Origin of the sequence: Lentimicrobium saccharophilum (assembly GCF_001192835.1) — a bacterium.
GTDB lineage: Bacteria > Bacteroidota > Bacteroidia > Bacteroidales > Lentimicrobiaceae > Lentimicrobium > Lentimicrobium saccharophilum.
The window spans coordinates 508033-531550 of record NZ_DF968183.1; the positions used below are offsets into that span (position 1 = coordinate 508033).

22 protein-coding genes are annotated in these 23518 nt (G+C 47.6%); 9 read left to right on the top strand and 13 right to left on the bottom strand.

Annotation, left to right across the window (positions count from 1 at the left end; all coding sequences use genetic code 11):
- Positions 1 to 32: 32 nt before the first annotated feature.
- The 5 genes from TBC1_RS14025 to TBC1_RS14045 all read left to right on the top strand — a co-directional run bounded on the left by TBC1_RS14025 (position 33) and on the right by TBC1_RS14045 (position 7325).
- On the top strand, positions 33 to 1220 hold the full coding sequence (locus tag TBC1_RS14025; protein WP_062044233.1) for a glycosyltransferase: 1188 nt from the start codon (positions 33 to 35) through the stop codon (positions 1218 to 1220).
- A complete protein-coding gene (locus TBC1_RS14030; RefSeq protein ID WP_062044236.1) occupies positions 1201 to 2928 on the top strand; it encodes a glucosamine inositolphosphorylceramide transferase family protein in 1728 nt (575 codons plus the stop codon). The genes TBC1_RS14025 and TBC1_RS14030 overlap by 20 nt, the downstream gene beginning before the upstream one ends.
- Positions 2925 to 4181, top strand: coding sequence for an oligosaccharide flippase family protein (locus TBC1_RS14035; RefSeq protein WP_062044239.1), 1257 nt, complete (start codon positions 2925 to 2927; stop codon positions 4179 to 4181). The genes TBC1_RS14030 and TBC1_RS14035 overlap by 4 nt, the downstream gene beginning before the upstream one ends.
- A gap of 97 nt (positions 4182 to 4278) precedes the next feature.
- Positions 4279 to 5175 (top strand): SPOR domain-containing protein, encoded by an 897-nt coding sequence (locus TBC1_RS14040; protein WP_062044240.1) that lies wholly within the window; start codon positions 4279 to 4281, stop codon positions 5173 to 5175.
- A gap of 272 nt (positions 5176 to 5447) precedes the next feature.
- Positions 5448 to 7325 carry a DNA topoisomerase IV subunit B gene (locus tag TBC1_RS14045; protein WP_062044242.1) on the top strand — a complete coding sequence of 626 codons (1878 nt, stop codon included), beginning with the start codon at positions 5448 to 5450 and terminating at the stop codon, positions 7323 to 7325.
- A 5-nt stretch (positions 7326 to 7330) separates the two neighbouring features.
- On the opposite strand, the gene TBC1_RS14050 is transcribed toward TBC1_RS14045, so the two are convergent.
- Genes TBC1_RS14050 through TBC1_RS14060 form a run of 3 tightly spaced genes read right to left on the bottom strand, consistent with a single transcriptional unit; the run spans position 7331 to position 10379 of the window.
- Entirely contained in the window at positions 7331 to 8848 is a 1518-nt protein-coding gene (locus TBC1_RS14050; protein ID WP_062044243.1) for a bifunctional ADP-dependent NAD(P)H-hydrate dehydratase/NAD(P)H-hydrate epimerase, read from the bottom strand.
- Positions 8849 to 8890: 42 nt separating this feature from the next.
- Positions 8891 to 9823, bottom strand: a complete 933-nt coding sequence (locus TBC1_RS14055; protein WP_082189639.1) for a hypothetical protein — start codon at positions 9821 to 9823, stop codon at positions 8891 to 8893.
- 16 nt (positions 9824 to 9839) lie between these two features.
- On the bottom strand, positions 9840 to 10379 hold the full coding sequence (locus TBC1_RS14060; protein WP_062044245.1) for a hypothetical protein: 540 nt from the start codon (positions 10377 to 10379) through the stop codon (positions 9840 to 9842).
- 179 nt (positions 10380 to 10558) lie between these two features.
- On the opposite strand from TBC1_RS14060, the gene TBC1_RS14065 reads away from it, so the two are divergent.
- Positions 10559 to 11239, top strand: a complete 681-nt coding sequence (locus TBC1_RS14065; RefSeq protein ID WP_172668907.1) for a response regulator transcription factor — start codon at positions 10559 to 10561, stop codon at positions 11237 to 11239.
- Here TBC1_RS14065 and TBC1_RS14070 read toward each other — a convergent pair.
- From TBC1_RS14070 to TBC1_RS14080, 3 genes are read right to left on the bottom strand one after another with little or no spacing between them, the layout of a single operon-like run.
- Positions 11227 to 11988, bottom strand: coding sequence for a shikimate dehydrogenase family protein (locus TBC1_RS14070; protein ID WP_062044251.1), 762 nt, complete (start codon positions 11986 to 11988; stop codon positions 11227 to 11229). The genes TBC1_RS14065 and TBC1_RS14070 overlap by 13 nt on opposite strands.
- Before the next feature lie 9 nt (positions 11989 to 11997).
- Positions 11998 to 12921, bottom strand: coding sequence for a DUF368 domain-containing protein (locus tag TBC1_RS14075; RefSeq protein ID WP_062044254.1), 924 nt, complete (start codon positions 12919 to 12921; stop codon positions 11998 to 12000).
- Positions 12922 to 12969: 48 nt separating this feature from the next.
- On the bottom strand, positions 12970 to 14385 hold the full coding sequence (locus tag TBC1_RS14080) for a tetratricopeptide repeat protein (RefSeq protein WP_082189640.1): 1416 nt from the start codon (positions 14383 to 14385) through the stop codon (positions 12970 to 12972).
- Between the two features lie 300 nt (positions 14386 to 14685).
- On the opposite strand from TBC1_RS14080, the gene glmM reads away from it, so the two are divergent.
- Positions 14686 to 16074, top strand: coding sequence for a phosphoglucosamine mutase (gene glmM, locus TBC1_RS14085; protein WP_062044260.1), 1389 nt, complete (start codon positions 14686 to 14688; stop codon positions 16072 to 16074).
- Between the two features lie 107 nt (positions 16075 to 16181).
- Complete coding sequence (locus TBC1_RS14090; protein WP_062044263.1) at positions 16182 to 16442, top strand: hypothetical protein; 261 nt, start codon at positions 16182 to 16184, stop codon at positions 16440 to 16442.
- A gap of 72 nt (positions 16443 to 16514) precedes the next feature.
- Here TBC1_RS14090 and TBC1_RS14095 read toward each other — a convergent pair whose 3' ends face one another.
- Both TBC1_RS14095 and recR read right to left on the bottom strand, forming a co-directional pair.
- Positions 16515 to 17225, bottom strand: coding sequence for a pirin family protein (locus TBC1_RS14095; RefSeq protein ID WP_062044266.1), 711 nt, complete (start codon positions 17223 to 17225; stop codon positions 16515 to 16517).
- A gap of 1 nt (position 17226) precedes the next feature.
- Positions 17227 to 17841 carry a recombination mediator RecR gene (gene recR, locus TBC1_RS14100; RefSeq protein ID WP_062044268.1) on the bottom strand — a complete coding sequence of 205 codons (615 nt, stop codon included), beginning with the start codon at positions 17839 to 17841 and terminating at the stop codon, positions 17227 to 17229.
- A 278-nt stretch (positions 17842 to 18119) separates the two neighbouring features.
- Between recR and TBC1_RS14105 the strand changes: the two genes are divergently transcribed.
- Positions 18120 to 18866, top strand: a complete 747-nt coding sequence (locus tag TBC1_RS14105) for a toxin-antitoxin system YwqK family antitoxin (RefSeq protein WP_172668908.1) — start codon at positions 18120 to 18122, stop codon at positions 18864 to 18866.
- A 99-nt stretch (positions 18867 to 18965) separates the two neighbouring features.
- On the opposite strand, the gene TBC1_RS14110 is transcribed toward TBC1_RS14105, so the two are convergent.
- From TBC1_RS14110 to TBC1_RS14130, 5 genes are all read right to left on the bottom strand, one after another.
- Positions 18966 to 19745 (bottom strand): CPBP family intramembrane glutamic endopeptidase, encoded by a 780-nt coding sequence (locus TBC1_RS14110; RefSeq protein ID WP_062044273.1) that lies wholly within the window; start codon positions 19743 to 19745, stop codon positions 18966 to 18968.
- Between the two features lie 243 nt (positions 19746 to 19988).
- Entirely contained in the window at positions 19989 to 20567 is a 579-nt protein-coding gene (locus tag TBC1_RS14115; protein WP_316931815.1) for a sugar O-acetyltransferase, read from the bottom strand.
- A gap of 241 nt (positions 20568 to 20808) precedes the next feature.
- Entirely contained in the window at positions 20809 to 21747 is a 939-nt protein-coding gene (locus TBC1_RS14120; RefSeq protein ID WP_062044276.1) for an alpha/beta hydrolase, read from the bottom strand.
- 65 nt (positions 21748 to 21812) lie between these two features.
- Positions 21813 to 22391: a Crp/Fnr family transcriptional regulator gene (locus TBC1_RS14125; RefSeq protein ID WP_062044278.1), complete on the bottom strand. Its 579-nt coding sequence runs from the start codon at positions 22389 to 22391 to the stop codon at positions 21813 to 21815.
- A 201-nt stretch (positions 22392 to 22592) separates the two neighbouring features.
- Positions 22593 to 23498, bottom strand: a complete 906-nt coding sequence (locus TBC1_RS14130) for a DMT family transporter (protein WP_062044282.1) — start codon at positions 23496 to 23498, stop codon at positions 22593 to 22595.
- Positions 23499 to 23518: the final 20 nt, after the last annotated feature.

Below are 23518 nucleotides of genomic sequence, written 5' to 3' on the forward strand. Positions count from 1 at the left end.
TTTTTGTACCTTTGAGCCTTTCATGCCAGTGTATGAATCCTGATAAGCATCTTCACATTCTTTACCTCCCCCGCTGGTATCCCGGCAAACAGGATCCCATGTTAGGCCTGTTTGTTAAGAAACATGCATTGGCTGCCGTTAAAGCCGGGTACCGGGTGAGTGTGGCCTATGCAGTGCCCGCTAAAGATCTCCCCGGCGGCAGCAAGTATAGCACAGAAGTGAAGCAGGAAGGTGCATTTACAGAAGTTATAACTGCCTACCTCAGCAAGGGAGGCTTTTCAGGTCAATGGCGACAGGCTGTTGCCTGGAGAAAATCGATAAAATTGTGTGTCCGGCAATCCGGAAGACCGGAATTGATCCACGCGCATATCCTGACCAGAACGGCAATCATTGCAGCCCTTTTGTCAATTCTCTGGCGGATTCCATATTTGATAACTGAACACTGGTCCAGGTATTATCCTGAAAATCTGCAATATAAAGGCTGGCTAAGAAAAACGGTTACCCGTTATGTGGTTAAAAAAGCGGGAAGCGTATCGGTGGTCTCAGAACGTCTGGCAACAGCCATGCAAAGGCAGGGACTCCGGTTTTATCCGGAATTGCTGCCCAACGTGGTTGATACAACCCTGTTTCAACCCGCAACCGGGATCATTGATCCCAAAAAGATCATCAGTGTAACCTGTTTTGAGGAAAGATCAAAAAACCTGAAATTGCTGATTGATGCTTTCGCGCTGGTACTTAACGAGATGCCCGATGCCAGGCTTGTGCTTGTGGGTGAAGGCGCCGACCTTGAAGCAACCATCGCGTACGCCAACGGCAAAAACTTTCAACCCGGCGCTGTCCGTTTTACGGGCATGCTGCAGGACGAGGTGCTTGCCGCAGAAATCCGCACCTCGGCATGCCTGGCTTTAAGCAGCAATTACGAAACATTTGGCATCGTGGCTTTTGAGGCAATGGCTTGTGGAATTCCTGTTGTTGCTACGGATGTTGCCGATCTCAAATCGTTTATCGGCAATGATTTCGGTAAAGTTGTCAGGCAGGGTGATAAATCCGGATTTGCCGCTGCTTTGCAGGAAGTACTCGGCCATCCTGAAAAATTTGATCGCGCCGGCATGGCCGGGGCAGTCAGGCAAAAGTTCGGTGAAAAGGTGGTATCGGATAAGCTGGACATGTTATATCAAGGTGTGTTGAACAAAAGACGGCATGGCGGAGAACAACGATAGCAGACGGCTGAGGTTTGCCGTAATGTGCAATTCCACAGAGCTTCAGCAATGGCAGAAGCAGTCGCTCGATGCCCTGCTGTTATCGGGGTGCGCCGAACCGGTACTGCTGATCATGCCCGCCGGTAACAATGCTAAACCGGGAAAAAAGTTCTGGCGAAGAATTATAGCTTATCCCTGGAATAAAATCATCTTCAGAAAATATTATCAATACTTCTTTCGTCCCCAGGCCTTCCGGAAGACCATCGCAGACCTCGGAAACGATGAAATACCTGTTATCCGTTGCACTACCACACTGAAAAAAAAATACAGTGAATATTTCAGTCCTGAGGATATTGAAGCCATCAGATCATACCGGCCGGATTTCATCCTGAAATTCGGATTTGGCATAATCCGCGGGGAGATATTGAATTGTGCACCATACGGAGTATGGTCATTCCATCACGGGGACGAGCAAAAATACAGGGGGGTACCTCCGGCTTTCCGTGAAATCTTGCACAATGACAGAGTTACCGCATCCATACTGCAACGGCTCACTGAAAAGCTCGACGGGGGCGTAATCCTGCGTAAGGGCTTTTTCCCCACCATTTATCATTCATGGCGCGCGAACCTCGATCAGGCGATTGCGCTTTCGCTCAACTGGCCGGCGGATGTATGCCGCGAAATTATCGCCCAGCACACATTCCCGGCCGGCGGTGAATCGACCAGCACCACGGCACCCGTTTACAAGGAGCCTGAAAACACTACGATGTTGCAATTTATTGCAAAACAGTTTGTTAACAAGATAAAATTTCATTTTCTGGAACTTTTTCAGGCAGAGCAATGGTCGACCGGTATCATCAGGGCGCGTACCGCTGAAGTGGCAGGCAATATTGATTACTCCCCCGATCCTGAAATGGTGTCATGGCTCCATTCCGGAAGCAATGACCGCTATTTTGCGGATGGATTTGCGCTCAGGACCCGGCACCGGATATTGCTGTTGTTTGAAGATTACTCTTACCGGCAGCGCAAAGGCAGGATTTCAGCTGCATGGTACAACGAACGGGACCATGATTTCAGCGACATAACCTGTGCCCTTGAAGAACCCTGGCATTTGTCGTATCCTTTCATTTTTAAGGAAAAGGATGATTTCTATTGCATCCCTGAGTCAAAGGACCACGGGTCGGTAGAGTTGTACCGGCTCGATACCGATAGCATGAAGCTAACCTTCGTCCGAACGCTGCTCCCGGGGGTCGCAGCTGCAGATCCGACGCTGGTTTTTCATCAGAACCGCTGGTTTCTGTTTTTCACACCTGCCCATGCTACCAATGTAGAATTGCACATCTGGCATTCTCCGGACCTGGACCAACCTTTTGAACCACATGAACTGAATCCCGTGAAGGCCGATATCCGGAATGCCCGCCCGGCCGGTTCACTTTTCAAGCTTGATGATAAACTTTACCGGCCGGCGCAGGACTGCTCCCAGACCTATGGCGGAAAGGTGGTGATCAACGAAATCAAAATCCTGTCAGAAGAAGCTTTTCTGGAAATGCCGGTGAGTACGCTGGAACCTCCCCACGGCTACAAGGGCATTCATAACCTTTCATTTGCCGGTGACTACATGTACTTTGACTGCAAGAAATTCGTTTTTTCTCCGGCTTCATTTCTTTACCAGGCAGGCAAGCGTTTCAGATCAAAGAAGCATACTTCAACGGGCATAAAACAGTTATGATCAGAAAGATACTTTCAACTACCGCGGCCCGCTTGCTGATCGCATTTGCCAACCTGGGCATAGTGTGGCTTGCTGCCCGCACCCTGGGAGCTGAGGGGATGGGCACCATCTCGCTGTTCATCCTTGGCATCAGCATCATACAGATGATCAGCGCCATGGTTGGCGGAAGTGCGCTGGTTTACCTTGTACCCCGGTATCCTGTGGTTCAGTTGCTTCTGCCTTCATGGCTGTGGGCAGTTTTCGTTTCATTGTCCGGAAGTTATCTGCTCTGCCTTTTTGGACTTATCCCCGGTGAACTGGCTACCTCCCTGGCCGCAGTATCATTGCTTCAGTCACTGTTTTCGATCAATCAGAACATTCAGCTGGGGCAGGAAAAAGTACTTCAGTATAATTTCGCAGCTGTATTTCAAACACTTACAGTACTAGTAACCCTGGCCATCCTTTTCAGGGTTTTCGGACAGCGGACAATTCAATCATACATTACCGCGCTGTTTGTTTCCTATATTTTTGGAATTTTGCTGAGCTTCAGTGGGCTCTCACGCAGAAGAGAAAAAGTGAAGCGCTGGAATCCGGAACTGTTCAGGGAAATATTCCGGTTCGGAGGGTATCTGCAGGCTGCCAGTTTTATGCAATTGTTCAACTACCGTTTAAGTTACTATATCATCGAGAAATATTTTGACCGCGCCACGCTTGGCATTTTCTCCATTGGCGTGCAGATTTCCGAAAGTGTATGGATTATTTCAAAAAGCATCGCACTGGTGCAGTACGCGCGCATTTCAAACTCAAAAGACAGCCTGTACACCCGGAACCTCACACTTGGTTTTATAAAATTTACCGCGCTCTTTACCACGCTGATCACCTGCATACTCCTGATGTTACCTTCTGATTTCTTCGTGCTGGTTTTTCAAAGCGACTTCAGCAATGTAAACAAGGTGATTCTGAGTCTTGCAGCCGGCATCATCGCCGTGGCCGTTTCGCTCATGTTCAGCCATTATTTCTCGGGCAGCGGCAAGCCCTGGCATAATACCATATCCTCCGGAATCGGACTGGTTTTCACCATCGTTCTCGGATTTACACTGATTCCCGCAATGGGTATCGCCGGAGCCGGAATTACGGCTTCTGTTTCCTATATAGCCGGAATGACCTATCAGCTGTTGATTTTCAGAAAAGTTGCTGATTGCCGGTGGTCTGACTTCCTGATTAAAAAAGAAGATATTGTGCAGGTAGCAGGCATTTTAAGAGGGAGAGTCTGAAAGACCGCTTACCAAATAAGCAACTCCGGACAAGCATCGTTTGTCATTCAATGACGGTTCAGTTACAAAATCCTTTTAAATTCACTAAATTTGCTCCATGTTAAGGCATAGGCTGATTTATTTACTGCTCATAACAGGCTTGTTCCTGCCGGCGTTTCGGGCTCCGGCGCAGGAAAGCGGCCCGGTCCTCCTTGCAGACCATTGCGCTTCCCCCGCTGAAGTGGAGTTATACAATCTGATCACCGCTTTCCGGAAAATCAATAACCTCCCCCCTATTCCGTTCAGCAAATCACTGTCATACGTCGCCCGTGTCCACATGATGGATATTACTGATAACCGTCCCGATTTTGGTGGCTGTAACCCGCACAGCTGGTCAGATAAGGGCCAATGGAAACCATGCTGCTATGCCCGCGACGAGAAGCGCATCATTTGTATGACAGAGAAGCCGAAAGAGCTTACCATGTATAAAGCAAAGGCCTGGGAAATCGTATATGAAGGCGGGGAGCCTGCCAGGGCCGAAGATGCTTTCAACCTCTGGAAAAACATTTCATTGACCCGCGATTACCTGATTAACGGCGGCAAATGGACCAAACCCTGGAAAGCCATCGGCATCGGCATTTATGGTGATTACGCGGCCGTCTGGTTTGGCGAAGGCGACGACCCTGAGAAGATATACACAGCCTGCGGGTCTGACTCAGCATTTACCCTTCCGGGAGACCCGGAAATCAACCGGGGGCAATTAACGGAGAATCCATCCGCTGCATCACCGGTGTTTTCAATAATTACCGGATCGCTCAACACCCTGGAAAAAGCAAACAGGGAAGTGGCACGTCTGCGTGGTTTGGGTTATCCCAAAGCAAGACTGATTCCAGCCGGAAACAATTACAGAATCTCCATCGCAGATTACCCCACCGAAACCGAAGCACAGCGACACCTCAGAGAGATACAGGCCGGCTTCCCCGGCGCCTGGGTGCTGAAGCCTGACGCACCATAGAAGATTCACAAAGAACTGAGCAACCGGAAATTTCCCGGGGCCCCTGTTATTTCACCTGAAGAATCCCCATTACCAGTTATTCCAACAGGACTGCTCCTGTGCTGGAATCAGAAAAAAAATATGCTTTGATTCTCCGGATAGTAGTTGATAAAGTGTTCATTAAACAGGCTGTAAATCAACAAATGGCATTATACCGTCAAAGATTTCAACATCCCGGTTAAGATTTCAACACCCCCGAACAAATCCGGCGGTTTGCGTTATCTTTGCAGGCTATGGAAGAACTCGAAATTACACAGAGCAATCCGGGCGCCTACTCGGATGATGCTGTTGTTACGCTTGACTGGAAAGAGCACATACGCCTGAGGCCTGGCATGTACATTGGCAAGCTCGGAGACGGCTCCTCCCAGGATGATGGCATTTACGTCCTCATCAAGGAGATTATCGATAATGCGATTGATGAATTTGTTATGGGTAATGGCCGCACCATTGAAGTGGCCATCAAGGACCAGCGGGTTACAATAAGGGATTACGGACGTGGCATTCCCCTCGGGAAAGTAATTGATTGTGTATCCAAGATCAATACCGGGGCTAAATATGACTCCAAAGTATTTAAAAAGGCGGTCGGCCTCAATGGCGTCGGATCAAAGGCGGTAAACGCCTTATCCGGCAGTTTTACCGCGCAGAGTATCCGCGAGGGCAAAACCAAGATCGTTGAATTCGAACGGGGGGAGATCATCAGCGACCTGCCCGAAGAGCCCAGCAACCTCCGCAGCGGGACCATCATAAGTTTTGTACCCGACGAGAAAGTGTTCGGACATTACCACTTTATCTCTGAATATATCGAACAGATGCTCTGGAACTATGTGTTCCTGAACAATGGCCTGACGATATGGTACAACGGAACAAAAATGCAGGCGAAAAACGGTCTGCTGGATCTGCTGCAACGAAACATCAACGGCAATCCGCTGGTGTATCCGATTATCCAGATCAAGGATGAGGACTTTGAATGCGCCTTTACCCACAGCGGAAGGCAATACGGCGAGGAATACTATTCATTTGTCAACGGACAGCACACCACGCAGGGCGGCACCCATCAGGCAGCTTTCCGCGAAGCGCTGGTGAAAACAATCAGGGATTTTTACAAAAAAGATTTCGATCCCAGCGACATCAGGCAATGCATGGTGGCTGCCATCAGCATTAAAGTGCAGGAACCTGTTTTTGAGTCGCAGACAAAAACCAAGCTGGGCTCTCAACTGATGGAGCCAGATGGTCAGAGCATCCGCAACTACATCGGCGATATCCTGAAAAAGCAGCTTGACAATTACCTGCATATGAACAGCGATGTTGCAGAAGCATTGCTGCGCAGGATCATGCAAAGCGAAAAGGAAAGGAAAGATTTTGCCAACATAAAAAAACTGGCCAAAGAGAGCGTTAAGAAGGTAAGTCTGCATAACAAGAAACTGCGCGATTGCCGGATTCATTACAACAGCAATGACAACCGCAGGCTCGAAACAACGCTTTTCATCACAGAGGGAGACTCGGCCAGCGGCTCCATCACCAAATCGCGCGATGTGAACACCCAGGCGGTGTTCAGTCTGAAAGGAAAACCGCTAAACTGTTACGGTCTTACCAAACGTGTGGTTTACGAGAACGATGAGTTCAACCTTTTGCAGTCTGCCCTGAATATTGAAGAAGGCGTTGAAAACCTGCGGTATAACTACATCGTTATTGCCACCGATGCCGATGTCGACGGTATGCATATACGTTTGCTGATGCTGACTTTCTTCCTCCAGTTTTATCCCGATGTGGTAAAGTCAGGCCACCTGTATATTCTGCAGACACCGCTTTTCAGGGTCAGGAACAAAAAGAAAACGATATACTGTTACACTGACGAAGAGCGCGTATCTGCCATCGCCGAACTGGGGCCCAATCCTGAAATTACCCGTTTTAAAGGACTTGGGGAGATTTCGCCCGAAGAATTCAAAAACTTCATTGGCCCCAATATGCGGCTGGATCCAATCCTTCTTCGTAAATTATCAGAAATCCCTGATTTGTTAAGCTTCTACATGGGGCGCAACACTCCTGACCGACAGGTGTTTATCATGGACAACCTGCGCATGGAGGAAGATCTTGTAAATGCGGAAGCCTGACCGCTTCAGCTGATTTTCTTAAAAGCTTTTCCCAGCATTTCAATCATATCGCCGGGCAGCATGGATGGCTGCCCGTATTTTTTGGCAGCCAGATCTCCGGCTTTTCCATGCAGCCATACCCCGAGGATACAGGCGTCACGGGCAGAATAACCCGAAGTCCGCAGGCCGAGGATAATGCCTGTAAGTACATCCCCGCTGCCTCCGGTGGCCATTCCCGGATTACCGGTAGGGTTGAAAAAGAGATCGCCCTCAGGCGTGGCCGTGGCAGTGAAAGCCCCCTTAAGTACTATGTATAGCCTGTAGCGCACAGCAAAAGCGCGCAGTAATTCAAGCCGGTTGAAATGATTATCTGTGGGCTCCGACAGCCGCCCGAATTCTTTCGGGTGGGGCGTCAGAATGCTGCCAGGAGGCAGAAAAGAAAGCCAGGTTTTATTTTCACCTAAAATATTCAGGGCATCGGCATCCAACACCAGGGGGACATGCGTTTGCTGTATCAGCAGTTTCAGGGCCGCGGCGCTCTGTTCATCCATCCCCAGCCCGGGACCAACCCCTATGGCATTGTAGGTATCCAGCACCGGCAGGGCCGAAAAGCAGCTGTCGTCAGGGTCGATGCTGACCATGGCTTCATGTACTGACCCCTGAATGGTCTGAAATCCATCGGCAGGTGTATGAACTGTAAGCAAACCAACGCCTGAACGAAGGCAAGCCCTGGCAGCCATCACCGACGCTCCGTATTTTCCAGTGCTTCCGGCTATCAGCAATGCGTGACCAAAATGCCCTTTATGGGCAAACTTTGAACGCACTTTGTAAAGACTCCGGCAATCGTCCGTTTCAATCAGGTAATTGTTGCATTCACATTGTTCGATAAATTCAGGATGCAGCCCGATACCGAGCACTTTCCAGTTTCCGCAGAAACGCTCGTTTTCAGGTACCAGAAATGCCAGTTTCGGCATCTGAAAAGTCAACGTGAAGTCCGCCATGATTACTTTCGGATGCTTCTGATCCACCGCCTTATCGGCAAACAATCCCGAAGGAACATCGATTGAAATCACCATTGCACCGCTGTGGTTGATCTGATCGATGACATCGGCCATCCATCCGGTCACCGGCCGGGTCAGTCCTGAGCCCAGGATGGCATCGATGACCACATCTTCCTCATCAATTTCGATCAGCGGATCCGCTTCAAATACATCGGTAATCACCAGGCCAGGAAGATCGGCCAGCAGGTTGAAATTCACTGTAAAATCAACACCTGGTTCCCCGGAATGGCGGATAATATATACATCAACGGCGTAACCGGCAGCATGCAGCAATCGCGCGATGACCAGTCCATCCCCACCATTGTTGCCCATGCCGCAAACCACCCTGACCCTTTTAGTGTCCGTCACTTTTTTTACGATCCAGCGAAAACAGGCAGCGGCCGCCCTTTCCATCAATGCGGTTGAACTTACAGGCTCATGCGCTATGGTATAGGCATCAGCTTCCCTGATCTTCTCAACAGGCAATATTTTCAAAGCACACATAGCGGCTATGGTTTATTTAAGCAAGGCATCTTAAATTCTGTTTCAGATTCCCGTCGTATTCAGATTGCCAAGGCTGACCGTTACCACCTTTTTCTGGGAATCGTCGTCATTGTTAACCAGACTGAGGCACACCTGAAGATGAAGATTGTAAATATTGATATCGGTTTCCTTGGCCTTGATCTTTCCGATCTTCAGAATGTCGGAATTAATAATCCCTTCGCGTCGGCTCGATTCCCTGCCGAAGATCTTATCGGATGAGGTTGCAAGCGGCAGCATATTGTAATTGCTGAACTCATGGATATGTGCAACATCATCGATCGTAAGCACCTGAAGGTTCTCGATGCCGTCGATATTTACCGTAAACCAGCGGTGCACATGTTCGTCGATCAGGCAGCGGTTCAGGCTGTCGCGCGAAAGTATGCGGGCATTGTTGATGATCGCCCTTCCGTAATGGTTATCTTCAAAACGATAAACTTTATCGTAGGTAATGGCATAACGGGTGCTTATCCCCCCGATAATCTTGCGCAGTCGCGGGAAGAAATGAAAAGCATTGTATATCCTGAGTACGATCGCATAGTTGCTGGCAAACAGCAGCGAATGAAGCGGGGTGTCGAAAATCAGGAAGCCACCGTCGCCGGTACTGATGTAACTGCTCTCAATCTTCTCGCGTGTATAGGACTGAAAAATAAACGGGTGATTATCCAGGCACAGGTCGATGGTGGTGCTCAGCATGGTTTTAAACAGGAAAGGAATCAGCATCTGCTCAAATTCCCCGTATGAACTGTACTGATAAATATCCAGCCCCAGCACAGATTTACTGCTGATCTCGTCCACCCCCAGACACTCCACCAGTTCTTCCCTCAGCAGGGATTCGTCTGGGACCACGTTAGTTTTCTCAAATATGACCCTTTTGTCGTGTTTCAGTAAAATTTCCCGGATTGCTTTATGGTCAAGCAGTTTGATATGATTCTTCATTTTTTTTCAGGGTTTCTTATTTAATCAGACTTTTCAATACATCTGCAAGCCATTGCTTTTCAGCAACACGGCAGCGTTCTCCGATACCAAAGGCTTCCCCCTTGCTGATAATGGCCGTATAAATACCTTTCCTGCTCATTCCGTAGAGGGTTTTATAGCTGCCTTCAACAAATGAAACAGCCGAAATATCCTTTTTATTCAGCGCTGCAGAAGCTGTCTGTTTTCCAGTTTTCTTCCTTATGGTTACTGCTCCGGAGGTGATCTCAACCGACTGAAAGGAGAACAGTTCCCTGGCCGATATGCGCAGGGTAACCAGACCCAGAATCCAGAAAGGAACGGACAGCAACGTCCATGCAATTCCATACTGGAGCAGGAGAACTGTCCACATCAAAATCATCAGCAGCCAGAAAAAAATGACCGCAAAGATAAAAATCCCTCTCCCCGTAAACCCTTCTTTCGGAATTAATATCAGGATGTTGCCCGGGGCCGGGCAGGTAAGCTCTATGCGGCTTCCGGACGGAGCTGACGGCAGTTCTGCATCTGATGTTTTTACCATACAACCATTGACAAACCGGGAATAACAGAATTAGTGGTCTTTAACCGTTGATCAAATGTACGGAAATATTGTAAGCAACCGTGACCAATTCCGGCCTAAACAAATAACAATAACTTAACATTCAGATTACCTATACTTTATTTCATGAAGATACTTTTGTCAATAAAAGTACATTCCTGATGGATAAACCGGAAGCAAAAATACTGCTTGTTGATGATGAAACGGATATTCTTGAGTTTCTGAGCTATAACCTGCGAAAGGAAGGCTTTGAAGTACATTGTGCTCGCAACGGCATCGAGGCTGTTGAAACAGCCCGTCGGGTTACTCCCGATCTGATCATACTGGATATCATGATGCCGGGTTCAGATGGTTATGAAACCTGCCGTGAAATAAGGGCAATGCCGGGCCTCAGTGAAACCATGATCGCATTCCTGTCAGCACGCGGGGAAGATATGTCGCAGGTAGAGGGCTTCGAGGCCGGCGGGGACGATTACATCAGGAAACCGGTGAGACCCAGGGTGTTTATCAGCCGGGTAAGGGCATTGTTGCGCAGGCTGCCCGAAAAGGCAAAAGACGATTCAAAACTGGTTCTTGAGGACCTTATCATTGATAAGGAAAGATATGTGGTAATCCGTAAGGGCGTTGAAACCGAGCTTTCAAAAAAAGAATTTGAATTGCTGCTGCTGCTGACTTCGCGGCCCAATAAAGTATTCACCCGTGATGAAATCTTTGCCGGCGTTTGGGGCCCGGATGTGATAGTGGGTGAACGCACCATTGACGTTCACATCCGCAAGATCAGGGAAAAGATCGGGACAGGGCGCATTAAAACCATCAAGGGAGTGGGATATTATTTCTCCTGAGTCTGATCTTTCGGCCAGATTTCCCACGCCAGATCAGCCTGACGTTTCAGCATCCCGAGGCCATTGATCGCCCTTGCCCCTTTTGCCTGACCCATCTGCATAAAACGGGTCTCCTCAGGATTATATATCAGGTCAAAGAGCAGGTGCTTACGGGTGATGTAATCCCACGGTAATGGCGGCATAGTATCAACTTCAGGATACATGCCGGCCGGGGTGGCATTTACAATCAGTTCTACAGATGCCATAATATCAGGGGTAAGCTTATCATAGCTTAACACGTTGGGCAGCTTTCCGCTCCGGCTTACCATGCTGAACGTCCACCCTTCGTTTTTCAGCACATGGGCCACGGCCATCGCTGCGCCACCGGTTCCAAGAATTAACGCCCTTTTTGATTCCCTGAAAGCAAATCTGCCCAGTTCGGCGCCGAATGCCGGTGCATCGGTATTGAATCCGGTCAATCGGATATCCTGGCCCTGTCGCTCAATCCGGATCGTATTCACAGCGCCGATGGCCTCCGCTTCAGGAGAAAGATCAGAAAGAAAGGGGATCACGGATTTTTTGTAGGGAATCGTAACATTCAATCCGTAAAGCTGTTGCTCAGTCCTTACCAACACGGGCAAATCATTGATCCTGGCAAGTTCAAACAGTATATAATCCGCATGGATTCCACCGGCGGCGAACTTACGGATAAAGTATTCCCGGGACCAGGAATGTTTCAATGTCTGTCCGATGAGTCCGTATATGCGCACAAGGATGATTTACTGTTTAGCGGCAGCATACTTCTCAATAATCCAGATGCTGGCAATACCTGCAATGATAAAAGCAACAGCGGTAAAGAAAGAAGTATCCAATGATGGTGGCAGCGAAATCAGATAACGTTCAACTACAGGTTCACCTTTCTTAATGAGGATTTCACCGGCAGCATCAAGCATATAAATCGTTTTCTTCCAGGGCCAGATGATCCCCAGCGATCCCAGAATAAATCCGGTAAGCAACGCGATGGTCTGGTCCCTGAATTTTTTGAATATCCAGGACAGAAAATAGGAAAAACCAAGTAATCCGAAGGCTGCGCCAATCACAACCGGAAGGAGGATATCAAAACGCAGGTTATTGATGGCATCGATAAAAACCAGTTGATAATTTCCCATTAAAATCAGGATAAAAGAACCTGAAATTCCGGGAAGAATCATACTGCACACCGCTGCCACACCACAGATAATCAGGTAAATAAAACTGCTGTTCTCCGTGGCCGGATTCATAAAGGTAAGCGAAATAGCAAAACCGGCGCCGGCAATAAATGAGATCACAGCAGCAGTTGACCACCTGGATACCGTTTTCCCGACGAAATAGACCGATGCCAATATCAGACCAAAGAAATAGGACCAGATGTAAACCGGGTAATTTTTAAAAAGAAATTCAAATATCCTGGCCAGGCTCAGGATAGCAAATCCCACACCGGCAAACAAGACTATAAGAAAAACCAGGTCGGTATGCTTTGCAAACTCACTGAACCGGCCCTTCAACAGCAACTTGGCTGCTTTCAGATTAAATGACTTGATGGCATTGATCAGCCGTTCAAAGATTCCGGTTATCAGGGCGATGGTTCCTCCGGAAACGCCGGGGATAATGTTGGCTGTTCCCATGGCCACACCTTTAAGAAACAGGTTCAGGTGTTCTTTCATAGTTTCAGTTAAGTAGTTTGTGCTGAATTTTCAGAGGAGAGCGGCATTTTAAAGCAAGCGATAAGAAGCAATGATTTCAACTACCGACGGATCGTCTTTCAGATATGGAGCAAATTCAAAAAGCTCATCCAGTCCGTCGTTGCCCTTTGAGAGTGCGGTGTGCAGGGCCGACATTGCCTGTTTGGGTTTACCCATATTGTAGAGATAAGCAACCTTACGGTAATACAGCGCAACATTGCCCTGCTGATGTGTGAGGCCTGTTTCCAGAATATCAAGCGCATGATCATATTCATCCAGTTCGGCGAACATGGCAGAAAAATCAAGCCATATACCTGGATCCATAGGATTGATCTGAGCAGACTTAGTGAATGAAACTGCGGCTTCGTTATAAAACCCTGCATGTTGCTGGGTTACAGCCAGGGTTGCCAGGTATTCCGCATTATCAGGATCCATTTCAAGCCCGCGGCGGATATACCTTAAAGCCGCTTTGAGGTTGCCTTTCTCTTCGTAGCAAACCCCCATACCAATCCAGGCATCGGCAATATTCTCATCCATTTCCACAGCCTTCCTAAAGTTCACAATAGCCTCATCATAGGCTTCCAGTTTCTCAAAACACTCACCAATATAGTAGTAGGTCAGTCCTTCGGGAGGCTCGTGCTCAAAGGTATCGTGATAGGCTTCTATCGCCTGGCGGTATAACTGCATCCCGGCCAGGGAATTGGCCCTGTTGAAATGCGCAGATGAAAAAGCAGGATCAATGGCAATGGCGAACTCAAATGATTCTATCGCTTTTTCATAAAGTTCGAGGGTATTGAAAGCCACTCCAAGATTGAACCAGGCAAACTTTGAATACGGGTAACGGTTAAGATAATCGGTGAAATATTCCACACTTTCCTCATTCTGACCGGTGATCTCATAACAGAAAGCCAGTTCAAAAATGATGGCTTCATTATCAGGCTCAATTTCCAGCACCTTTTTCAGGTATTCAATGGCTTTGTCATAATTCCCCAGGTTTTCATACTCGTAGGCAATGTTGGAATAGATATTTCCCAGGTCCTCTTCATCGTCGGTAATGGCTTTGTTGTATTCGCGTATGGCATCGTCATAACGCTTCAACTGGCTGTAAATAGCTCCTTTGGTGATATAAATCTCACTATTTGTTGGGTCGATGTCCTCAACCTTCGATAGTACCCTGAGGGCCTTTTCTGCCTTGTTGGATGATACCAGTAACTGAGCCTGCCTTATCTGAAACCCGGTGTAGCCAGGGTATTGCTCCATGGAATGACTGATGGCCAGCCCACACTTCTTCAGTTCACCAAGTGCCAGATAGTGGTCAATCAGATCCTCATATTCTTCTATATCAAAAAAGTAACGCCCTCCCTCCCTGAGCATGTTTTCAAAACGTTCAGTCAGGTAGGAAATGGAATCTTCTTCTTCGCGGTGATCAAAAAAATCATTCATCATTTTACTCAATTACTGCTGGTGCAATAATCCTCTGCAAAGGTATGCATTTTTATGTTCCGGGGGCAGGATATAAAAGTTATGAAATTCAAACTGCAACAGCCGGATTCGAACGTAATATTACGTTAATTTATTTCATTTCGCCAGTGGTTTACGACTAAGTTATGGACAGGCTATTGTTGAAAAGTATGATCTGCGCGAAAGAAATGCAGGCTATTTCGGGCTTGTTGATTCAACAATAATCCGATATAGTGTTTTCCGTGATTTTAAACTACTTTTGCATTCTAAGCCAATAATATTAAGATGACATTAATAAAGAGTATTTCAGGGATCAGGGGAACTATAGGAGGCAGACCCGGTGAAGGACTCAGTCCTGTGGATATTGTAAAATTTACCGCTGCCTATGGCAGTATGCTTAAACCGGAGTCGCCGGAACGCATCTCTGTTGTGGTAGGCCGTGATGCAAGGGTATCGGGCAGTATGGTCAACAGCCTTGTTACAGCCACACTTACCGGTATGGGAATTGATGTTACCGACCTCGGACTTTCGACGACCCCTACCGTTGAAATGGCGGTGAAAGACCTGGGCGCCGCGGGGGGAATCATCCTGACAGCCAGCCACAACCCCTGGCAATGGAATGCACTGAAACTGCTCAACAGCGAAGGGGAATTTATCAGCGCCCGGGAAGGGGAACAACTGCTCAGCATTGCCGGATCGGGCGATTACACTTTTGCCGAAGTAGACAGACTTGGTGTAATAAAGTATGACGATACCCAGTTGAGAAAGCATATTGAGAAAATTATCAATCTGCCTTATGTGAATTCCTTTGCCATAAAAATGGCCCATTTCAGGGTTGCGGTTGATGCGGTGAACTCAACCGGTGGCATTGCCATCCCCCTGCTTTTGAAATCTCTCGGCGTTGAGATCATCGATGAACTCTATTGTACTCCGGATGGTCGTTTTCCGCACAACCCCGAACCGCTTCCCGAAAATCTGAAGGAAATCTCGGAACTGGTTGTAAAAAACAAAGCGCATGTCGGGTTTGTAGTCGATCCCGATGTGGACCGCCTGGCCATCATTTGCGAAGACGGCGGTATGTTTGGTGAAGAATATACCCTGGTAAGCGTTGCCGACTATGTGCTTTCACAAAAACCCGGGAATACCGTTTCAAACATGTCATCGACCAGGGCGCTGCGCGATATAACCGAAAAAGCCGGCGGAACCTATTATGCTTCCGCGGTGGGCGAAGTGAATGTGGTTGCCCGGATGAAAGAAGTGGGGGCGGTTATAGGCGGCGAAGGAAACGGCGGTGTGATTCTTCCCGAACTTCATTACGGCCGCGATGCACTCGCCGGGATTGCCCTGTTCCTTACCCACCTTGCCCAGTCAGGCAAACGCTGCTCAGGATTGAGGAATACCTATCCCGACTACTTCATGTCGAAAAATAAGATTCAACTTTCCCCTGAAATGGATGTGGATAATATCCTCAGCAAAATAGCCGGCAAATACAAAAAACGCCCCATCAATACCGAGGACGGAGTAAAAATAGAATTCGGAAGCGAATGGGTGCACCTGAGGCGGTCAAACACCGAACCCATCATACGCATCTATTCCGAAAGCGATTCGGAAGTAAAGGCGGGGGTGCTTGCCCGCAAAATCATTGATGACATCAGGGAAATTATCAGGGAGTAACTACCGGATAAGTGAAGGATAACAGCGAAATTATAAAAATTTATGGCTGAAATGCATTGTCAGCCAAAGATTTGCTAAATTGCCCGATATTTCACAAAAACCAGCCCATGGCAGGAAAACGGAAACGAAGGAAACCCATTAAATATAAACCTGTTGCCTTCAAACTTACCCAGCAACAGAAAAAACGTGTGGATGCCTTTTGCCGGAAAAACGGAACTACCCCGGTAAATATGTACAAAAAAGCCATCATGGCTTATCTGCTGAGTAATGGGTATGGAAACCTTAAACATAGCCACGAACCGGTGATCGGGCCAAATCAGATGAGCATTTTTGACATCGTGGAAGATATCGGTGCAATAAAACTTTAACCCATATTCACACCTCCGGATTGTATTGTATCTTCTGATAGTTTCGGATGCCCGCGTTATTTTTATTGAACATCAGTCTGCCGGAACCTCAATCAGCAGCAGCCTGGCGTCTTCCCGGGCCTCAACCGCTAATTGATCGGCACCCCACATTTCAAAGGAATCGCGCCAGCGCAGTTGCCCGCCCGCTGCATTAACCTCCCCCTCAATTACAAATACCATCAGGCCGTTGCCGGTAAGATTCAGCTGATAATCCACAACGGAACCCTTGTCCATATCAAGCAAATACATCCAGGCCCGCTGCCTGATATACAGAACTGACCGTTTTTGCTCAGGTGAAACGATCAGGTGAGGAATGTTTTTACGGACCGAAGAATAATAAGCCAGTTTATTAACTTCGGGATTGGTATGCTTTGTCTCCGGAAATATCCATATCTGGAGAAAACTGCCTGGATTTTCAGATAACAGATTTGCTTCGGATACCGTGATACCGGTTCCGGCTGACAAGAGTTGCACCTCCCCTTCCCTGATCAGATTCCGGTTTCCGTTTGCATCAATCTGTTCCAGATCACCTTTGATCGGAATCGTAATAATTTCCATATTGGAATGCGTATGTGGCGCTGTGGAATGCCCTCCTGATATGGATTCTTCATTGAGCACCCTTACAACGCCGAAGCGTTCCCGTAACGGATTGAAGTAATCGGCAAAACTGAAGCTGTGGATGGTTTCGAGCCAACCGTAGGAAGCTTTGCCGCGCTGCTCCGAACGGTGTATTTCAACCTTCATATCAAAAGGTTTTATGATAAGGCACCCTGTTCAGAATTGACTTTCCCAGGGTTACCTCATCGGCGAATTCAAGATCATCCCCTATTGCCACACCGCGTGAGATGGCAGAGATGGTTCCGACCTTCTCATGAAGTCTTTTGTACAGGTAAAAATTTGTCGTATCCCCCTCAGTAGTAGCCGGCAAGGCCATGATAAGCTCTGAAACGGTTCCCTCCACTGCCCGCTGTTCAAGTGAAGCGATATTCAGGTCTCCGGGGCCAATCCCATCCATGGGTGAAATTACGCCACCCAGCACATGGTATACCCCCCTGAACTGACCGGTATTTTCAATGGCCATCACATCCCGGATATCTTCTACAACACATACCACTGTATGATCCCGGCGATGATCGGCACAGATCGCACATATTTCAACATCTGAAATATTATGGCAGCGGCTGCAGTACCTCACCTCGCTCCGGAGGCGGATAATGGCATTACCAAGGGCTTCTGACCGCTGCGCATCCTGTCTCAGCAGATGAAGGGCCAATCTCAGGGCGGTACGGCGACCAATGCCCGGTAACCGGGTAAGTTCATTCACTGCATCTTCAAGCAACCGGGATGAATAAGTATTCATTGATCAGATATTTGTATGGACGACACTATTTTGAGTTAAGGCAAAAACCACAGGACCGCAGGAATCCGCTTTAGAATTCACTGATTTTCAATACTATAATCAATTACACACCCACTTCTTTCAATCTTCAGATGACAGATGAGTAATTCATTGATCATCAGCCGGAAAAAAACGTACGGATAACAAGCAATAGTGATTATTTTTGCAACAAATTTACGAAACAAAATGTTGCCTGCTTCCGGAGTATGGCAGCTGAAGATAATCAGCACCTGAAACTGATGAGATCAACTACAGCCTTTATAATATTATTTATTGCTTTTCTGATTCCATCCCTGCATGCCCAGGATACCCTCCCCCATGCGGCCAATCATACCGATGCCGGAGGCCTGAAGCAGGGCCTGTGGCTGAAAACCGACGGAACGGGCAAACCGGTTTACCGGGGAACTTTCAGGAATAACCTGCCCGAAGGTGAGTTTGTTTATTTCGACACCACAGGTAAAGTCAAAGCCAGAACAACATTTACCGAAAACGGTACAAGAGCCTACACGATTACATACGACCGTTCCGGAAGAATGGCAGCCGAAGGCCTTTACCTCAACGAAAAACGCGAAGGGTTGTGGAAGTTTTACAATGAAGAAGGAATTCTGATTTCAGAAGAGTCATATGAGAACGGCATTCCTGCCGGCCTCTGGAAGAACTACTACCAGAACGGTGTACTTCTCGAAGAGATTACCTACCGGAACGGGTTAAAAGACGGACCCTGGAAACAGTATTTCCACGACGGACCAGTAAAACTATCAGCCACTTACAAAAACGGCAAACTCGAAGGACTTGCCACTTTTTTCCATCCGAACGGCAGGGTGATGGTGTCAGGGCCATACAAAAACAACTTTAAGGATGGTGTGTGGATGCATCTTAACGACAAGGGTGTCGCCGAAAAGAAGGAAATATGGTCGAACGGCTTTCTTCAGGCCGAAGAGTATTACGACAAGCGGTTGGAGAAAAGTGTCAGGGAGGAGAAATAGCCCGGCAGTGATCCTTATTGATCTTATCCTCATGTAAAAAATATCCCGGAGTACATAATCCAGGGTCCGGGAGGTTGAATTACCATCCGGCTGAAGGTTTTACCGTTTCTTCATCCAGAGTGTTTCCCGGTTAATTTCCATGCGCTCACCATTGCGCCGTTTATAAAGGATGGTGATCACAATGATAAGTGCGATGGTGATCGCCCTGAAAATATTGGCATACCATCCGCCAAGGGCATTGTCGCCGGCAGAAAACATCATCCAGAAAAGATTCATGAAGAAATGAAGGAAAACCGGTACCCAAAGGTTATGCTGCCATTCCGACATCACCCAGGCAAAAAGAACGGCTCCTGAGAATGTTGTAAGGAAAATGCCGGTAAGCGTGGAAAACTCATTGCTCTGATACAGGTGAAGGGAGGCAAAAAGCAAGGCTCCGGCCAGCACAGCCGGAATAAATCCCAGTCGTGTAAACCTGAACAACTGGCCGAAAAGGAAAGCCCTGAAATACAACTCCTCAATCAATGCGGCAACCACTGCACCCATTAATAGCTGGTTTAAAGTAATCCCCCTGTCAAATTCAAACACCAGGGCGTAACCCAGAAGCATCGGTAGTGTGCATAGCAGGGCAAACACGAAACCCTTGCCGGCAGAACCATTTAATCCAAGACTTCCGGCAAACTTTCGCGGGCCGTGGATGATCAGCACTGCCGCAAACAAAGGAATTCCTGTAATAAGATACGAAAACAGGTGACTGACACCTGCATTGAGGCCCGATTGAATCATCCAGTGCCTGATGTCTCTGAAAAACAACTGCTGAAAGAAGTAATACAATCCGAAAGCAGCAAGGGTAATGATTATGATCCTGAAGGTATTGCGCATAAATCTCTTCGGTTAAATACGTTTCCGTAAACGGCAATCAGTCACCGTCAGTTTCAGATAACAAACTTAAAGCGGAATGTATTTTAATAGATTGAAAATTTAAACACTACCACTCCTGTATTTTTATCCACAGGTTAATCGAAGAATTCTTTTCACTGCTAAGTTTTCCTGTGGTCATTGCATTAGCATCAGTCAAAGGAAGTGCAGACCGTTTTCGGAAGCTTAAAAATGAGATTGTAGTTTTTATACATTCCGGATAACCCTGCAGGGATTCCCGAATGCCAGGACATTGGGCGGAATGCTTCGGGTAACCACCGAACCCGCCCCAATCGTGGTATTGTCGCCAATCGTTACACCGGGAAGGATAATGGTTCCTCCGCCTATCCAGACATTTTTACCTATTTCAACAGGAGAAGTCTGCGACCGCCAGAAGGTGCTGTCGGGCGACAACCGTTCCGAAGGCTTAACCGGATGAAAAACCGTATAGATATGCACGCCCGGGCCTATGCCGCTGAAATCGCCGATGGTTATCCGGTTGCAATCCAGAAAAACGCAATTCATATTGATCTCCACATTGCTGCCGATATGAATATTCTCGCCATAGTCGACAAAGAAAGGCGCCGATATCCAAACATGCTCACCCCTTGATCCCAGCAAATCATCCAGCAAACTGCTGATCTGATCCTGATCTGTTGAGAGTGTATTGTTATACTGCAACTGAAGTTGTTTGGCCCTTTGCCAACGTGCAAAAAGTTCTTTATCGGCACAGTCATAGATTTCGCCGGCAAGCATCTTTTCCTTTTCAGTCTTTTCCTGCATCATAAGTAAAGTTTTCGCGGTTATTACGCATAATTACAGCCGGGCAATAAGTTCGGATTTGCCAAATGGAGACAGGCAAAAAACTAATATGCAGTAACAGTCCGGCTGCCAAATAGTTAAAACAGCAAACAAATGTTATTATTGTATCACTACCGTGAATAAAGCCTGAAAGTGGCACAGGCTTACAGCAGGTAACTCAAACCTGCATTCCGACCTGTTCCTTCCTCCGGGTAGTTAAAAGACCTCATGCAGATGTCGCTTCAGTACGCAGATGAAATTTCACAAAATCCACGATCTCCTTCATGGCTTCCGTTGCTTCGCGAAACATAGGAGCCAGCAGCGGATAGCAGTGTACCTGTCCTTTGCCGCTGCGAAAAATCACCTCAACCCCTGCCTTTTCAGCCTTCTGATAAAAACTTTTCCCATCGTCGAACAATTCATCATCTTCCCCTGCATTGATAAATAAGGGAGGCAGCCCTGACAAGTTGCCGAAGAGCGGAGAAATACCCGGTAATGAAGGATCATGTTTTCCGCAGTAATGCGCGCTGAAAACCGTCCAGGAATTCATGGGGGCGAGGGAATACCTGTTTCTGGTGCGGTACGAATCGCCGGAGCAGGTAAGGTCGGTCCAGGGAGAGATGGCAACGGCCGCAGCAGGCATGGGCATATTCCGATCCTTCATCTCCGGCAGCAAAGCCAGACACAAGCCCCCTCCGGCCGACTCCCCGGCAATCACAATATTTTCAGGCTTGAATCCATTGGCGTACATCCATTTTACCACCGCAACAGAATCATCCAGTGCAGCGGGAAAAGGATGCTCAGGCGCCAGCCGGTATTCATAGATCAGGGTCCGGAAACCCGCCCGGGCCGAGAACTTTGATACAATCCCGCGGTGATCGTTGCATGAACCTGACACATATCCGCCACCATGCACATAAAGAATCGCCTTATCAGGAACTGCACCTGCTGGAATCAGCCATTCCGCTTTCATGTCACCGATCAGGAATGGTTTTACCTCAAGCCCCTCAGGCATCCGTGCAAACCGGGCTGCTCCCTGCTCGCAGCGATCCCTGAACGCCTGAATCGAAGTATTTTCATCAAACACTTCTTTGCGGAATTTTCCGCTGAGAATATGACGGTTTCGCAACATGAAATTGAAAAACCTGCTCTGAATGCTTTGCATGATTCACTTTTAAATTATAGTGCCACAAAGTTCCGGGATTTTTTCCGGCCGGAAATTCACCTATGTTACTTTCTGAGGTCCCGGATATAATTTTTCCGGATTCTGCTCAGCGACTGCGGCGCGATGCCCAGGAAACCGGAAAGATGTTTAAGCGGAATACGCTGAATAATCCCAGGATAATTCTCCATCAGCAGCTTGTACCTCTCTGTGGCCGGAGTGGTTTTGGCCTCCATCATCAGCTGTTCGGTCTGGTACTGCACTTCCTGCGTAAACTTTCTGGTAAAGACTGCCCAGTGTTTCAGTTCAAGCAACAAATCAGCATTTTTTAAACTGATTGTATAAACCACGCTATGCTCAAGTGCCTGAATACTCTCCGTGGCCGGCACCTGATTCCTGAAACTATAGGCGGACGTGAAGCAGTAAGGGGCTACTGTAAAGAATTTGGTTACTTCGCTTCCGTCATGTTCAACAAAATAACGCAACAGACCTTTCTCCAGAAATCCGAAAAAACGGCAAACTTCCCCCGCCTGAAGGATGATCTCATTCCTTTTGTATTCAACGGGTGTTAGAACATCTGCAATAACCTTCCATTCTTCATCAGGAAGCCGGACATAAGATTCAATAAAATTTCTGAATGCAGACATAAGGGATCTGACCGGTAAATTGCGCTTAAAATCTCCTGCAATTTATCAATAATTTCTCCGGGATAATCAAAGCAATCACATTCCTGTTCATGAAACCTGAAAAAAACAGCAATTACTTTACAGTATGATCAGGCTTAAGGCAGATTATGTATGCCATAATAGATAGTATGATAATACAGAACGGCAGATCCTTCTCCCCTGCTAATCATGACTTTTCGTCCTTTTCCCCATCATTACCCCGACTCCGGCTATGGTTATCAATCCGCCGGTGACCTGCACAGTTGTAGGAAGGCTGCCAAACATCAGCAGCGCGCCCGTCAGCACGAAGAGGCCGGTGGTACTCTGGATGATCGCAGTCCTGCTTGCCGGTATATATTTCAGGGAAGAATACTGGAAAATAGAAGTAAGAAACGGCCCGACAAATGAACCGGCCAATATATTGAGAAAGGCCTTCACCGGGATTTGTAAACTATCCCCGGTAATAAATATGAACAACAGGGAAAAAAGAAACAGGAAGATTGCACGGTTGATCGCGAGAACGACAGGGGCCATTTCGCCTATATGCTTCTTAACAAGGATTGTGCGTACAGCATAAAGTGATGTTGATATCAGCATCATCAGGGCTGTCGCATTCATAAAACCAAGGGAATCAGTCCCCCTGAAGCTGACGACAAAAGCGCCGGTAAGAATAAGTGCAGCGCCGGCCCCTGTTTTTATACTGAAACGTTCTGCCAGTAACCATATCCCAAGCAAAGTCACAAACAGGTATTCGAGGTTGCGGAGAAAACTGGGTACAGAAGGATTTTCCGTGATTTTGATGGCAATATAGAAAGATACGGTGGCAGCGAGTTCAAAAATTCCGATCAGCAGAAGATTATGGTAATCGTGGCGGGTAAATGAACGGATGGAGAACCCTCCTTTGGGGTGCATTGCAAACAGGGTATTCCAGAAAAGCGCCAGTATAAACCACCAGAAACCGAATGCCGGAAGGCTGATTTCATTCAATGCAGCCTTGCTGAATAGGTATACGAGTGATCCGCAGATGGTGGCGATCAGCGCGTATAAATAACCCCGGCGGGTTGAAGTAATTTCTCTGTTCAGGCTCAAAGTTTAAATATTTGATATTA

Excerpts from the sequence above, each read along its gene's own strand:
- TBC1_RS14025 (WP_062044233.1), top strand. The coding sequence starts at position 33 with ATGAATCCTGATAAGCATCTTCACATTCTTTACCTCCCCCGCTGGTAT.
- TBC1_RS14030 (WP_062044236.1), top strand. The coding sequence starts at position 1,201 with ATGGCGGAGAACAACGATAGCAGACGGCTGAGGTTTGCCGTAATGTGC.
- TBC1_RS14035 (WP_062044239.1), top strand. The coding sequence starts at position 2,925 with ATGATCAGAAAGATACTTTCAACTACCGCGGCCCGCTTGCTGATCGCA.
- TBC1_RS14040 (WP_062044240.1), top strand. The coding sequence starts at position 4,279 with ATGTTAAGGCATAGGCTGATTTATTTACTGCTCATAACAGGCTTGTTC.
- TBC1_RS14045 (WP_062044242.1), top strand. The coding sequence starts at position 5,448 with ATGGAAGAACTCGAAATTACACAGAGCAATCCGGGCGCCTACTCGGAT.
- TBC1_RS14050 (WP_062044243.1), bottom strand. The coding sequence starts at position 8,848 with ATGTGTGCTTTGAAAATATTGCCTGTTGAGAAGATCAGGGAAGCTGAT.
- TBC1_RS14055 (WP_082189639.1), bottom strand. The coding sequence starts at position 9,823 with ATGAAGAATCATATCAAACTGCTTGACCATAAAGCAATCCGGGAAATT.
- TBC1_RS14060 (WP_062044245.1), bottom strand. The coding sequence starts at position 10,379 with ATGGTAAAAACATCAGATGCAGAACTGCCGTCAGCTCCGTCCGGAAGC.
- TBC1_RS14065 (WP_172668907.1), top strand. The coding sequence starts at position 10,559 with ATGGATAAACCGGAAGCAAAAATACTGCTTGTTGATGATGAAACGGAT.
- TBC1_RS14075 (WP_062044254.1), bottom strand. The coding sequence starts at position 12,921 with ATGAAAGAACACCTGAACCTGTTTCTTAAAGGTGTGGCCATGGGAACA.
- TBC1_RS14080 (WP_082189640.1), bottom strand. The coding sequence starts at position 14,385 with ATGATGAATGATTTTTTTGATCACCGCGAAGAAGAAGATTCCATTTCC.
- glmM (WP_062044260.1), top strand. The coding sequence starts at position 14,686 with ATGACATTAATAAAGAGTATTTCAGGGATCAGGGGAACTATAGGAGGC.
- TBC1_RS14090 (WP_062044263.1), top strand. The coding sequence starts at position 16,182 with ATGGCAGGAAAACGGAAACGAAGGAAACCCATTAAATATAAACCTGTT.
- TBC1_RS14095 (WP_062044266.1), bottom strand. The coding sequence starts at position 17,225 with ATGAAGGTTGAAATACACCGTTCGGAGCAGCGCGGCAAAGCTTCCTAC.
- recR (WP_062044268.1), bottom strand. The coding sequence starts at position 17,841 with ATGAATACTTATTCATCCCGGTTGCTTGAAGATGCAGTGAATGAACTT.
- TBC1_RS14105 (WP_172668908.1), top strand. The coding sequence starts at position 18,120 with ATGAGATCAACTACAGCCTTTATAATATTATTTATTGCTTTTCTGATT.
- TBC1_RS14110 (WP_062044273.1), bottom strand. The coding sequence starts at position 19,745 with ATGCGCAATACCTTCAGGATCATAATCATTACCCTTGCTGCTTTCGGA.
- TBC1_RS14115 (WP_316931815.1), bottom strand. The coding sequence starts at position 20,567 with ATGATGCAGGAAAAGACTGAAAAGGAAAAGATGCTTGCCGGCGAAATC.
- TBC1_RS14120 (WP_062044276.1), bottom strand. The coding sequence starts at position 21,747 with ATGCAAAGCATTCAGAGCAGGTTTTTCAATTTCATGTTGCGAAACCGT.
- TBC1_RS14125 (WP_062044278.1), bottom strand. The coding sequence starts at position 22,391 with ATGTCTGCATTCAGAAATTTTATTGAATCTTATGTCCGGCTTCCTGAT.